Raw genomic sequence first — 14,211 nt, forward strand, 5'->3', positions numbered from 1 at the left:
TTTACGCCCGATTTATCAGAATTAAAGCACAATGGGATTATTCATCAGAAAGCCATTCGAGGCACTGCAAGCGGAGGCGAATGCCTCCGGAAAGAAAACATTGAAACGTGTACTTGGTCCGTGGAGCCTTGTTGCCCTGGGCGTGGGAGTCATCATCGGAGCGGGTCTATTCTCCATCACCGGAACGGTGGCGGCAGGCTATACGGGACCGGCCATCACCCTGTCCTTTGCCATTGCCGCACTGGGATGCTGCTTCGCCGGACTATGTTATGCGGAATTTGCATCCATGATACCCGTAGCCGGCAGCGCATACACCTACTCGTATGCCACGATGGGCGAACTCATCGCCTGGATTATCGGGTGGGACCTGGTATTGGAATACACCGTAGCCGCAACCACGGTAAGCATCAGTTGGAGCCGCTATCTGGTCGTCTTTCTCGAGGGACTGGACATACATCTACCGCAAGCCCTCACCGCCTGTCCCTGGGATGGTGGAGTCGTAAATATCCCCGCCTTCCTTATCGTCGTGCTGATGAGCCTCTTCCTGATACGGGGTACGGAAGGCAGCTCCATCTTCAACGGCTTCATTGTATTCCTGAAGGTTTCCGTCATACTGATTTTTGTCATACTCGGCTGGAAATACATCAATACCGACAACTATACACCTTACATCCCTGCCAATACGGGCGTACTGGGCGAATATGGATTCTCCGGCATCCTGCGAGGGGCGGCCATCGTATTCTTCGCCTTCCTCGGATTCGACGCCGTGAGCACAGCCGCCCAAGAGACGAAGAACCCGAAGCGGAACATGCCTATCGGCATTCTGGTCTCCCTGCTGGTATGCACCGTGCTCTATATGGTTTTTGCCCACGTCATGACGGGAGTGGCACACTACACCGCCTTCAGCGGACAGCAAGGTATTGCTCCCGTTGCCATAGCCATAGAGCACATGGGGCAGGCTGATGCGGCAGGTATCATCCAGCCGGACTATCCCTGGCTGAACCGTGCCATCGTACTGTCCATTCTGTTCGGATATTGCTCCGTCATCATGGTGACACTGCTGGGACAGAGCCGCGTATTCCTAAGCATGAGCCACGACGGGCTGCTGCCTCCTTTCTTCTCGCATATCAACGAAAAGTTCCGTACTCCGGCACGCAGCAACCTGCTCTTCATGGTACTTGTGGGCCTGCTGGCAGCTTTTGTACCCGCACGGCTGGCCGGAGAGATGACAAGCATCGGCACGCTGATGGCCTTCACGCTGGTCTGTGCCGCTGTACTGGTAGTACGCAGAACCATGCCTGACGTGCCCCGTTCCTTTAAAACCCCACTTGTTCCACTTATCCCCATACTGGGTATTCTTACTTGCCTTTGCATGATGCTGTTCCTTCCTGCCGATACATGGATACGCCTGGTACTGTGGATGCTCATCGGTCTGGACATCTACGTGGGCTACGGCATGAAGCACAGTAAGCTGGAGCATGGAGGCGACACCCGCCACGGGCAGGTGGCCTTGAACATGATTGGACTTATCCTTGCCGTTCTTTGTGTCATCACCGGACTGTGGCACCAACAGACTGTGGGATGGGGAGAAAGCAAAGTGCTGCTGATTATCTCGTTTGTTTTCGCATTCACGCACTGCGCTTACTATATGTGGAGAATCTGGAGGAAATAATAAGCCCTAAATCTCCTCCTTTAAAGATAAACAATCTTTCATCCAAACTACCCCAGCACCCACTTGGTCCGCTTCCCGAAACAACGGTATGCCATTGCCACCAGAAACCAGGAAGTACAGAAAGCGACGACTGCGGCACAAGGTATCTGAAGATAGATAGGAACATGGATAGCACGCATCAGGACTACGCTCGGTCCGGTAAAGAAATAGTGTATCATATAGACTCCAAAACCACAGAGCGTCAAGTTTGCCAATGCTTTCTTGATGCGCTCCGAACGGAAATTGGCCCGCTTGCAAAGCATAAACACGGGGATAGTCATCATTACTACATTCAGCGAACAGTAGGTGAAGAAGAGTTCGAGCATCTCATCCGTAAAATCCGGCAAGGAGGTCATACGACGGAAACCAAGGAATGTTACGGCATAGCCAATGGCAAACATGGGAATGCCGATGCCACAGAGTTGCCGGCCCGTCCAGTTATGGTTCCTCAGATAATGGCCCAACAATAGGTAGCCGTTAAAACCGGCAAAGTAATACAGCATACCGAACGAGTTCCACGAGCAAGTCCCCCAAAGGTACGGAGCGGCAAACTCGGTATAATAAGGCAGCAGCAGTGTCACTCCCCATGCTGCAAGAAACCATAGTTTGGCACGTTCCGAGGCCTTCTCCACCCATGCCGAGAATATCGGAAGATAGAGATAAAGCCCTATCAGCAGATAGATATACCACATGTGTACATCCAATAGAGAGAAATTAAAAGGCATTTCTGCAATATATCCCAGGCTCACTGCCAGAGACTGGCGCATCACTTCCTCACCCGAATAAGGGAAGAAATCCAGAATCACTTTCGGCTCCACTCCCAGCAGTCCCGTTATCCAGGGGAACAGATTGTAAATCACAGACCAGATGAAGAAAGGAAAGAATACGCGGGGGATACGTTTCTTGTAGAATGCCGAGGCGTCACCCCGTACCGGCAACAGCAATGCACCGGTAATCATTACAAAAAGCGGTACGCAAGGACGGAGCGCCGCACCGTAGACAGCTCCCCAGAACTTGATGTCAACAATGTCGGGCGATGTGCCCGGATAGAAGTTAAAAGGGTCTGTGCAATGGCAGCAAACTACTGTAAACATTGCAACAAGGCGTACCACATCCAGCCATACGATGTGTTGTGCCGGAGTTTGTCGTGTAAGAGTCAGTTCCATGTTTTATTAAATTGGTTGTTTGGAGGGCTAAAGATAAAGAAGTTAACCGAGAAATGAAAAGGAGAATGTAACAAAAATACGACAACAAACGAGTTTCAGTTTTATTCTCCTATAGAGAACAATCTGTTTTATCAAGGCAGAACAGAGTGTTCCAATAGGGAAGAACAATTTGTTCCAACATGAAAGAACAGTTTGTTTCAATAGGAAGAAACAATTTGTTTCAACATAAAGGAACAGTTTGTTTTGCTTGATGAAACAGAGTGTTCTATGCCGCGAAACACTTTGTTTTCCTCTACAAAACAAAAAAGCCGTAACAAGATTTTCTCCGTTACGGCTTTCCTTATATTATGCCTTTCTAAAAGGCTTCTGTTTTACTTGCTGCAATTCCAGGGCTTCAGTTGCTTGAAGAAGTCGTTGCCCTTATCGTCCACCAAGATGAATGCAGGGAAGTTCTCCACCTCAATCTTCCAGATAGCTTCCATACCGAGTTCGGGATATTCCACGCACTCAATGCTCTTGATGTTGTTCTGTGCCAAGATAGCGGCAGGACCACCGATAGAGCCCAAGTAGAAACCACCATACTTTTGGCAGGCATCTGTCACTTGCTGGCTGCGGTTACCTTTGGCAAGCATAATCATGCTGCCGCCGTGGCTTTGGAAGAGGTCTACATACGGGTCCATACGTCCGGCAGTAGTCGGGCCCATGGAGCCGCAAGCCATGCCTTGAGGAGTCTTGGCAGGACCGGCGTAGTAGATGGGATGGTCTTTGATGTACTGCGGCAGGTCTTCGCCACGGTCCAGACGTTCTTTCAGCTTGGCGTGTGCGATGTCACGGCCTACGATAATGGTTCCATTCAGAGACAAACGGGTGGAAACCGGATACTTGGTCAGTTCCTTCAGAATATCGGCCATCGGCTGGTTCAAGTCAATCTTCACCACGTCGCCTTCACCGGCCTTACGGAGTTCTTCGGGAATCAGTTCACCCGGATTGCTGTCGAGCTTTTCAATCCAGATACCTTCTTTATTGATTTTACACTTGATGTTACGGTCGGCAGAGCAGGAAACACCCAGACCCACGGGACAGGACGCACCGTGACGCGGCAGGCGGATGATGCGGATGTCGTGAGCCAGATACTTGCCGCCGAACTGGGCACCGAGGCCAATCTTATGAGCTTCTTCCAGTACCAGCTTCTCCAGTTCCACATCGCGGAAAGCGCGGCCGAACTCATTGCCGGTAGTGGGTAGGTTATCGTAGAAGTGGGTGGAAGCCAGTTTCACAGTCAGCAAGTTCTTTTCGGCAGAGGTACCGCCGATAACGAATGCGATGTGATAGGGAGGACAAGCTGCCGTACCCAAAGTCTTGATTTTTGAGATAAGGAAGGGAACCAATGTTTCGGGGTTGAGGATAGCCTTTGTCTCCTGGTAGAGATAAGTCTTGTTGGCAGAGCCACCACCCTTGGTTACGCAGAGGAACTCGTACTCCATACCTTCCGTAGCTTCGATGTCAATCTGTGCGGGAAGGTTGCACTTCGTATTCACCTCATCGTACATGGTGAGGGGAGCATTCTGCGAATAGCGCAGGTTCTCTTCGGTATAAGTCTTGTAAACACCCAGTGAGAGAGCTTCTTCATCACAGTAGCCGGTCCATACTTGTTGTCCCTTTTCGCCGTGGATGATTGCCGTACCCGTATCCTGGCAGAAAGGAAGTACCCCCTTGGATGCTACCTCTGCATTGCGCAGGAAGGTGAGTGCCACGTATTTATCGTTATCGCTTGCTTCGGGGTCACTCAGAATCTTAGCAACCTGCTCGTTGTGCGAACGACGCAACATGAACGATACATCACGGAAAGCCGCATTGGCCATTGCCGTCAAACCTTCTTTTTCAATCTTCAGGATAGGTTTTCCTTCAAACTCGCTTACTGACACGTAATCTTTTGTAAGCAGATAATACTCAGTAGTATCTTTCCCCTTCTCGAACATGGGCTGATACTTGAACGGAGGTGTTGTTGCCATAATTACTCGTATATTTAATGTTTAAAAGTGATTCGGGTAGCAAAGGCAGCACAAAATCGCCTTTACCGAGCAAAGGTAAAAACTATTATTGAAATAATTCTTTAATTAGAGTAAAAACGCAACAAATCATAATTAATTTTCTGACACCCGCTGCATCCGCCCTATCAGTTCATCGCCCAGCGCCGTCTTCACCTCAATGTGTTTCAGCACAGCCATTACAAACGGATTGCTTTCAAAGTCGCCGCGTACCTGCTCAAAATCGAGTTCCTTTTCCAAGCGTGAGCCGTCAGCTCCAAAGCCCGTCATGGAAGCCAGTGAAAATTCTTTCTTAGCATCCTCATACACCATGCGGTCGAGGCCAACTACTGCTTCTTTCCATTTTTCGACAATATGTATGACGTCTTCTGCCGTCATACCTTCCGGCTTGATACCATAGAACTCTTCCAACTTCTCATACGCCCAGGTCCATTCGTAGGTATAGTAGTTGCTGTGCATCTTCTCAAACTCGGCATTGATAGACTTCAAGCGATTGACTTTGCCGGACTCAATACCGTCTATCAGCGCATCTATCTCACTCTTTGGGGCTATCAATCCGGAAATATCCACCCATTCGCCGCTGCCAATGGCAGTATCGGGCTTCAAACGGGCACGTATTTCTTCATTGCTCCGGAAGTCAATGCCTTCCAAGCGCTTGATGACAGAGTTTCCGAGGAACTTATGAATGGCTATTTCATAGAAGCGGATACCTTTCACCAAAGCCGAGTTACGTATCTTCGCACTATGGAAAGAATAGATATCCGAAAGCTCGCCACTGGCATGACGCAGATTCTGCAACGTTTCCCGTCCCTTGAACATTTTCTGCACCGTGTAGGGGCTGAGAAGATTATAGTTGATGTAATCCAGTTTGTTCGGGTCGGTACGCCCGTCACGTTTCGGCCACTTCTGGGCATCACGGATGGTACCCACACTACGCAGGTTGACACCGGGTACAAGGTAGGTGGTATTATTCTGCTCTATCAAGTAAGAGAACGGCAGGTTCGAAGTATCAGAATGGTTGACATGGCGCCCCATTACCAAAGAGAATGCCCCTACCCTTGCAGGCCATAGGATGTACGAATCGGAAGTCGTCTTGGCACCACGTTCCAAAGTGCCTTGATGGATAGGTCCTAACTTATACATATGGTTACTCTGATTGGACCCCGAACCGGCATTCATAAAGGAAAACATACCGGCAATCAGCAACGTAGACTTATGGTGGGTTACCGTATAGGGTCCGGCAAAAATAGCGCACGCCTCCCCGTTCTCTCCCTGGCAGTTGCTGAAAAACAAAGAATCCGAGGCAGAGTAGTTGTGTCCCAACTTGCATGCCTGCCCCACGAAGCAGCGGCTCAGCATAGCTCCGTCATCTACATGAGACCCGGTAGAGATGATGAAATCATCACAAATCACCCCATGCCCGATGTGTACCGGCGCCACCTCGTTGCTGTTGATGCTTCCGTTATACAGACGGCATGTACCACAGATGCGGCAATAATCACCGATGCGCACATTCTTTATGGAACCGGTGTTCAATATCATTACATGGTTCCCGATGCTTCCTACAGCAGAAGCATGTTTGTTGGAATAAAAATCCGTGATTTCCTTCATCCGTGCAATCAGCTCCGGGCGATGGCGGTAAAGCGCCAGAATATAGGCTTGGTGTGCGGAGAGTTTATCATTAATCAGCACCTCACGGCCTCCCGTCTCATTCAGGACAGACACTTCTACCCCGTTACCGAACTTCGACACACCGTCTACCAGAATAATATCCACATTCTCAATGAAGGTGTCATGCCCTATTTCATAATTGGCAATGTAGTTCTGGATATTCTCAATGCAACAGTTATCTCCCACCGTTACATTATGCAGCGTCACATGCCGCAAACCGGAATGCTTCCTGATTCCTCCCGGCAACATAAATTCTGAATGGAACACTCCCAAACACACCTCACCCGAAAAACGGGTATGATGCACAAATTCCGTTGAGAACTCTTCTGCAACGGTTACTTTCCCCCAATCATCAGCCAGACATGACTGGCTCTTCAACCGGAGAATTTCATCTTCGGTCAGTCTTCTGTAATTCATCCTTATAACGAGTTATGAGTTATGAGTTATAAGTTATTGCCTTTGCCGGCACTACCGATTCAAACCGCTGCCAGCAAATAACTCATAACTTATAACTCATAACTAAAATTAAACTTCTTCTTCGTAGGTCTGATAAAGAAAGTCATTATAGGGGTACTTCTGCACGTGCAATTCCTTCACACGCTGATAAACTACACTCTTCAGTTCCTCCATATTGATTTTTTCGCGGGCAGAAATAAAGAGGCAGTTATCCTCCATCTTAGCCATCCACGTCTTCATCAGTTCTTCGAGTGTCAAGTTTTCCTTGGTTCTGGGGGTAAGGTCGTCAGCCGCTTTCTCTATATAAGTATAAGCGTCTATCTTATTGAATACAAGAATCATGGGCTTACCGGCGGCACCGATATCTGCCAACGTCTTGTTCACAACTTCTATCTGTTCTTCAAAATCCGGATGAGAGATGTCTACGATATGCAACAGCAAGTCCGCCTCGCGTACCTCATCCAGAGTAGACTTGAAGGAGTCTACCAAATCCGTCGGCAATTTACGGATAAAGCCCACCGTATCGGATAGCAGGAACGGCAGGTTCTCAATAATCACCTTACGCACCGTAGTATCCAACGTGGCAAACAGCTTATTCTCTGCAAAGACTTCACTTTTCGAAAGCAAAGTCATCAATGTGGATTTTCCTACATTGGTATATCCCACCAATGCCACACGAATCAAGCGTCCGCGGTTCTTCCGCTGGGTAGACTTCTGCTTGTCAATCTCAGCCAAACGCTCCTTCAACAATGACATACGGTTCAAGATGATACGGCGGTCCATTTCCAGCTGCGTTTCACCCGGACCGCGAAGTCCCACGGAACCTTTACCTCCACCGGCACCGGAGCCACCACCCTGGCGTTCCAAGTGGGTCCACAAACGTTGCAGACGGGGGAGCATGTACTTATACTGCGCCAGCTCCACCTGCGTTTTTGCATTGGCAGTCTGGGCACGCATGGCAAAGATATCGAGAATCAAGGACGTACGGTCCAGTATCTTGATTTTGAGTTCAGCTTCTATATTGCGTATCTGCTTGGCGGAGAGTTCATCATCAAAAATCACCATGCCGATTTCGCGTTCGGCTTCTTCTTCATTCCGGATATACTCTTTAATTTCTTCCAGCTTGCCCTTGCCGACATAAGTCACGGAATGCGCTGCATCCAGCTTTTGGGTAAACCGCTTCACTACTTCCGCCCCGGCTGTCTCAGCCAAGAATGCAAGCTCGTCCAGGTATTCATTGGTCTTACGCTCATCCTGAGTCTTCGTGACAAGACCTACCAATACCGCTGTTTCTGCCTGCGCTTCGGAGATTACAAATTCTTTCATAGTTTCTATACCTTATTATATATACGTATTGTTGGTTCGGGCAGCAAATATAAATAATTTTGGCGGAAGCGCCTTAAAAAGGGGAATAAAATAAAAACAGATACAATAGAAAAATGGCATGTAAAATGAAGTCGAACTTCATCTTACATGCCATTTCAAATTACATGTTATCTAATTGCCAGGATAATCAGAACCCTTCCGGCATCTCCAACGTTTCCGTGAATCCCTGATACAGTACTCCCCATTTACCACCGTCAAGTATTACTAAGCCCTGCATCGGGAAAGACAACACGTTCCCTTTACGCTCCATACCTGCAGCTGCAAAATATAGCATACCATAGTCCGTCTTGTCATAACCAGTAGGTTGAGGATCCCAACCTATCAGTTCTTGATTGTCATCGCTTAACGTAAACATGATGGGATATCCTTTCGTAATGCAATCTTCCAGCTTATAGATATTAGCCTCTTTAGCCTTCAGTACAGGTTGATCCCAACCCTCGCCAAATAATTGAGATGCATAGTAGCCTGTACCTATATTGAGCCAAGTATAGTCACGCTTTATATTGACCGTCACCTTGGGTGAGCCATAAACATAGGAATCTTCCTCAGGAATGGCAATAGTATAAGATGCAGTAGTACCCACAGCTATGTCAAACGCAATCTTTACTTCTTTGAGTGCTTCACCGGCAGCAAAATCAACCGTTGTCGGCACTGTTACGTTCTCTGCATCTGTAGTCAAGTGGATAGATGCAGCCGCATCTGTTTTCTGACGGCCGATTTTGACCACAAAAAACTGTTCATCATTCGGATAATAAGTCAAATCAGTGTTATCAGCATAAATATAAGCTTGTACACCCTCGGTAGGAACCGGAGAAGGCTCCCACTCCACACCGTCTGAACAAGCCGTCATAGCCAAACCGCATACGGCCAAGCCCAAAAACAATTTATTGAATATCTTATTCATATACAAATTCTATTAAAAGTTAGTTCATTGGTTAATTGTTACCCGGTGCAAACTCCCCTATCGGAGTAGGACGTTTAGCAATAGCACCGGACGGGTCCGGATTGTTCATTCCCTGAAGGGCGGTATTTGAATCGACTTCGGTCTTAGGAATCATCAATGTCCAATTGGGCTTCACACCTTTACAGTTTATCTTGAAGATATCTTCTATAAAGTTGGTACCCTCATAATTCTGAATGACATCCGGTTTCAGACGTTTAGCCGTAGGGAATGCGATTCCCTCACCCCAGAACTCGATACGCATCTGCTTCAACACCTCAAGTTGGAAATTACGCAAATCACCCGTACTGAAATTGTAATTGCTCTGGCGGTACTGCTTCATAAAGTTATTCAACAACTGTACGCCTGCTGCCACATTCTGGCTGGCACCTACTGCTTCAGCCTCTATGAGATACATCTCTTCCACACGCATCACGGGAATATCTGCAGCCGCACCCACAGAATAAGTGTTATAGTCACCACCCACGGGGCGGAACTTCAATGACATATAATCCGGTTGTTCATCCAGCCATGCATTGCCTCTCACTGACTGGTAAGCGTAAGTACTTCTGTCCGGGTCAAGGTAAGAATATTTGCGGAAATCGGTAGCAGGAATCGCGTCATAAAGTGAACGTGCCATCTGGAGCTTAGACAAAGAAGCATATCCCCAATCCGCTTCATTGGAAATGTGACCAATGAAATTAGCAAGATTACCCATATTGGAAGCCGTGGGGTGAAGGTACCACATCCATGCAGAAGTAGCCGTATTGAAACCGGTAGTGGGATTATGCCACTGTGATTCGCTCATAGGTGTTGCTCCCGACTTATCAATAGCCTTGCGGGCATACTCGGCTGCTTTAGCAAACTGACCATCCCACATATATACCTTGGCCTTCAGACCATATACGACCGCCAAGTCAGGGAAGTTCTTACTGACAGGTGTATAAGACTCCAGACCGATCTCTGCCTTGTCAAGGTCGGCAAGAATAAAATTCACCAATTCTTCGTGCGTTGCACGCGGATTGCTCTTCGCAATGTCGTTAGTTGTCGCCTCAGTCACAATGGGCACCGTCAGCCCCAGTACCTTGCTACAATCGGTATAGATATTTTCTACCGGTTCGAAAAGTACCATCAGCGTATAATAGTCCAATGCACGGAAAGCATGGGCTATACTTCCAAGTCCACGCATTTCATCGGTAATTGTGGGATCAGTCACATCAACGGCCGCAATCACGTCATTGGCCGATTTAACGAACTTATATAGGGTGAAGTAAGGCAAATATGAATAATAGCCGGTGTCGTTCATACCATTATTGGCATTGAAGCGCCACCACCAGTCATACCCGTAATCTGTAGCCACAACATCACCCAGCAGTTCTGTCTGGGCCAACATCAATGAGGGATAAGCAAGGTCGGTCTCATGGGTTTGCTTACCGTACACCAGATAACCCTGTACCATTTGCGATGGCAAGCCATTAAGCGAAGCCTCAATTGCTGTAGCCGATGCACCAATCTGATCGGAGGTCGCTGTAGAATCTTCGGGGAAAACCTCTTCTATACAGCCGGTCAATACCGTGGCCGATACGACCATAGCCGAAAATAGTTTGAATATATTCTTCTTCATAATCATTGTAATCTATATATTAGGTTTAGAACTCAAATGACACACCACCGGAGATGGTACGCATCGGTGAATAGAAAGTAGCATTGGTTGTCTCGTCGTATGACTGACGTGGGTCGAACCCTTTACGTTTAGACCAATAGAAAACATTTTCTGCCGACATATACACGCGCAATGAGTTGATGGCCAACTTTCTTGTCCACTTGGAAGGTAACGTGTAGCCCACATTAATATTCTGGATATTCAAGAAGCTCGCATTTGTCAAGAAGCGCGTAGACATTGCCCCTGAATATTGGTCGTTCATCTGGAAACGAGGGATATTAGTATTTGTGTTCTCAGGAGTCCATGAGTTCAGCAAATCCTTATGGTAGTTGTAACCAGCCGTACCATAAGGTGACGACATAAAGTAAGCATACGTACCATCATATTGCTTACCACCAATCTGGTAAGTGAAGTTTATGCCGAAGTCCACGCCATATACTTTCAGTTTGGTACCGAAACCACCATACACCTTAGGTATTGAGCTTTCCTCTGTGATGTAATAGTCAGCCTGAGCATGATTCGTAGTCGTTTCACGTCCGGTGATATTGCCGGCCTCGTCCTTGACATTCTTATAGAACAAAGACTCACCCTTTTCATTCACTCCGGCATACTCCTTCAAGCGCCATGTAAACATAGACAAATCCTCACCAATGAAGAAGCTTCCGTTAGAATAGCCCTTATATCCTTTTCCATCAGCTGTATACTCAGTAGTAATCAACTTATCAGGATCAAGCATCGTAATACGGTTCTTCAAGGTTGAAATGTTCACATTCACATCCCACGTAAAGTTACGTGTATCGAAGATATTCACATTGAAGTCCATTTCCACACCACTATTGACCATGTTACCAACGTTGTCCATATAGGAAGCATAACCCAATGATGGAGCCACGGTAAATGAGAACAACATATCCGAAGTCTTACGTCTGTAGTACTCAATGCTACCGGTTACACGGTTCCACAACTGGAACTCTGCACCGATATTGAAGTTAGTGTTGGTTTCCCAAGTGATGTCTTTAGTGCCCTTAGATTTAAATGAAGTACCAAGGCTGTTGTTAGAGTTGATAATGTTAAATCTATCCGTATAGAGGAAGTCACCGATATTGTCATTACCTTGTGAACCAATAGAAGCCTTCAGCTTCAGTTCCTGCACCCATGAAGCATCAAACCAGCTTTCTTTGTTGATAAGCCACGCACCGCCTACCGACCAGAATGTACCCCAGCGATGGTCCGGATGGAAACGGCTGGAAGCATCACGACGCAAAGAAGCCGAGCCGAAGATGCGTTCGTCATAATTGTATTGCAAACGGCCGAAGAAACCTTCATTGTTACGACGCTCTTTATAGGAAGAAGCACCTTGTCCGTCGATAATGGCACCGTCCAATTCCTTATTGCCTTGAGAGAACATCTGCGACTTGCTGGCCCCAAGTTCATAGTAGCGATAATCATAATATTCGTGACCTAAAAGAATATCGAAGTTATTGTCGCCAAACGAACGGGCATAAGAAACAAGTTGTTGCAGGTTGTAATCGTAAGTACGTGTATGATACTTACTCACTGTACCGCCAGTGGAGTCGAACTGCCCGTAGTAAGGATTGTAAACGTAACTATGACGTGTCTCATCCAAGTTGAAAGCACCATTGAATGTCACCTTCAGGCCTTCTATAGGAGTTATATCTACAAAGGCGTTGCCGTTAATGGCATTTCCTTCAGAGTTTCTGGTATTTAGTTTATTGTCTAGAATAGGGTTGGCATCAGCAATGAAAGGACGCTGCATACCTGCATTGATACCACTACCGTAGTCCATCATTCCAATACCATTATTATCCACCATGATGCTGCCGTCAGCATTGCGCACGTAGGCGGGATAGATGGGAGCCATTTGGGTAACAAACGCCCATATATTACCGGTAGACGAACTGGTACCATTGTTACTCAACGAGTTAGAATCAAAACGTGCATATCCCATATTACCACCAATCTTCAACCACTTCTTTGCCTGATAGTCGGCTTTCAAACGGCCTGTCAAACGTTTCAGGTCAGAGCCTTCAGTGATACCCTCATTTCCAAGATAACCTAAAGAAACATAGAAAGAGGACTTTTCATTGGCTGCGCTCACCGAGAAGTTGTATTCCTGACGCAGACCGGTACGCATTCCCACATCTTCCCAATCATCCGGAGTCAGCAGATAGTCACGTCCTTTATAATTCACAACTCTACCCAATGTGGCGTTGGGATTAAGTTTACCGTTCTGACCGATGAGGAATTGCCCATCGGGAACTGTATATACATTGTATCCCAATCCACCGTTGGAGCCAAACAGATTCTTGTTTGCCTCAAGCCATGCAGCTTGGTCATTCATTCCCGTTGACTTATAATAATTGTTCATGGCACGATAATGCATCTCGTAGTACATGCCAGGATTGTCAATCACTTCATATTTCTGCAACGCTCGAGTGTTAGCACCCCACTTAGCATCAAAAGTCACCTTAGCCTCTCCCGACATATTGGCCCTTTTGGTAGTGATGATAATTACACCATTAGCACCACGAGCACCGTAAAGAGCATTGGAAGCCGCATCCTTCAATACTGTCATTGACTCAACGTCGTTAGGATTGATATTATTAATATCACCGCTATAAGGAGCGCCGTCCACAATAATCAGAGGGTCATTCTTTGCATTGATTGAGCTAAAACCACGAATCTTGATGGATGACTTTGAACCCGGAGCACCGTCATTGGAAGTCAGTGTCACACCCGGCACAGCACCTGCCAAGGCATCAGTAACATTCGTCACTTGCGACTGCTCCAGCTTTTCGGTACCAACCACCTTAGCCGAACCCGTAAATGCAGACTTCTTTGCTGTACCGAAAGCAACCACCATTACCTCATCAAGCATCTCAGTATCAGACTTCATCACCACTTTTACGCTGGATTTTATTGCCACCTCCTGGGTCTGCATACCAATATACGAAATTACCAGAGTTTTCGCGGAACTACAACATTCTTATTTTATTAATAATCAAGCGATTATACCATGTAATAGAAATCACTATAGCGAAATTTCCTTTCTCACAAGGTGTATGTATAGGGGTACAATGTATAAAACCTTACTGCTGTGATACAATAGTTCGTTAAAATTTGAGATAATGGCTAAGCAGCTTTACGTT

Annotated in this window: 7 protein-coding genes and 1 pseudogene; 1 reads left to right on the forward strand and 7 read right to left on the reverse strand. The window is 47.0% G+C overall.

Annotated features, from left to right (window positions below):
• Positions 1 to 31: 31 nt before the first annotated feature.
• Positions 32 to 1,672 (forward strand): amino acid permease, encoded by a 1,641-nt coding sequence (locus DW896_RS07970; RefSeq protein WP_008665757.1) that lies wholly within the window; start codon positions 32 to 34, stop codon positions 1,670 to 1,672.
• A gap of 47 nt (positions 1,673 to 1,719) precedes the next feature.
• On the opposite strand, the gene DW896_RS07975 is transcribed toward DW896_RS07970, so the two are convergent.
• The 7 genes and pseudogenes from DW896_RS07975 to DW896_RS08010 form a co-directional block, all read right to left on the reverse strand.
• A complete protein-coding gene (locus DW896_RS07975; protein ID WP_008665758.1) occupies positions 1,720 to 2,877 on the reverse strand; it encodes an acyltransferase in 1,158 nt (385 codons plus the stop codon).
• Positions 2,878 to 3,248: 371 nt separating this feature from the next.
• The gene (locus tag DW896_RS07985; RefSeq protein WP_005824254.1) at positions 3,249 to 4,889 is read right to left on the reverse strand and encodes a fumarate hydratase; all 1,641 of its coding nucleotides are present in this window, start codon (positions 4,887 to 4,889) and stop codon (positions 3,249 to 3,251) included.
• A gap of 132 nt (positions 4,890 to 5,021) precedes the next feature.
• Entirely contained in the window at positions 5,022 to 7,013 is a 1,992-nt protein-coding gene (locus DW896_RS07990) for a DUF4954 family protein (protein ID WP_005824256.1), read from the reverse strand.
• Between the two features lie 108 nt (positions 7,014 to 7,121).
• Positions 7,122 to 8,378, reverse strand: coding sequence for a GTPase HflX (gene hflX, locus DW896_RS07995; RefSeq protein ID WP_005824258.1), 1,257 nt, complete (start codon positions 8,376 to 8,378; stop codon positions 7,122 to 7,124).
• 187 nt (positions 8,379 to 8,565) lie between these two features.
• Positions 8,566 to 9,342: a hypothetical protein gene (locus tag DW896_RS08000; RefSeq protein WP_008665763.1), complete on the reverse strand. Its 777-nt coding sequence runs from the start codon at positions 9,340 to 9,342 to the stop codon at positions 8,566 to 8,568.
• 31 nt (positions 9,343 to 9,373) lie between these two features.
• Complete coding sequence (locus DW896_RS08005; protein ID WP_227224418.1) at positions 9,374 to 11,002, reverse strand: RagB/SusD family nutrient uptake outer membrane protein; 1,629 nt, start codon at positions 11,000 to 11,002, stop codon at positions 9,374 to 9,376.
• 25 nt (positions 11,003 to 11,027) lie between these two features.
• Positions 11,028 to 14,039 (reverse strand): annotated as a pseudogene (locus DW896_RS08010) (SusC/RagA family TonB-linked outer membrane protein); the annotation flags it as partial.
• Positions 14,040 to 14,211 lie beyond the last annotated feature (172 nt).

Source organism: Bacteroides sp. AM41-16 (assembly GCF_003603495.1).
Lineage (GTDB): Bacteria > Bacteroidota > Bacteroidia > Bacteroidales > Bacteroidaceae > Bacteroides > Bacteroides uniformis.

Excerpts from the sequence above, each read along its gene's own strand:
- DW896_RS07970 (WP_008665757.1), top strand. The coding sequence starts at position 32 with ATGGGATTATTCATCAGAAAGCCATTCGAGGCACTGCAAGCGGAGGCG.
- DW896_RS07975 (WP_008665758.1), bottom strand. The coding sequence starts at position 2,877 with ATGGAACTGACTCTTACACGACAAACTCCGGCACAACACATCGTATGG.
- DW896_RS07985 (WP_005824254.1), bottom strand. The coding sequence starts at position 4,889 with ATGGCAACAACACCTCCGTTCAAGTATCAGCCCATGTTCGAGAAGGGG.
- DW896_RS07990 (WP_005824256.1), bottom strand. The coding sequence starts at position 7,013 with ATGAATTACAGAAGACTGACCGAAGATGAAATTCTCCGGTTGAAGAGC.
- hflX (WP_005824258.1), bottom strand. The coding sequence starts at position 8,378 with ATGAAAGAATTTGTAATCTCCGAAGCGCAGGCAGAAACAGCGGTATTG.
- DW896_RS08000 (WP_008665763.1), bottom strand. The coding sequence starts at position 9,342 with ATGAATAAGATATTCAATAAATTGTTTTTGGGCTTGGCCGTATGCGGT.
- DW896_RS08005 (WP_227224418.1), bottom strand. The coding sequence starts at position 11,002 with ATGAAGAAGAATATATTCAAACTATTTTCGGCTATGGTCGTATCGGCC.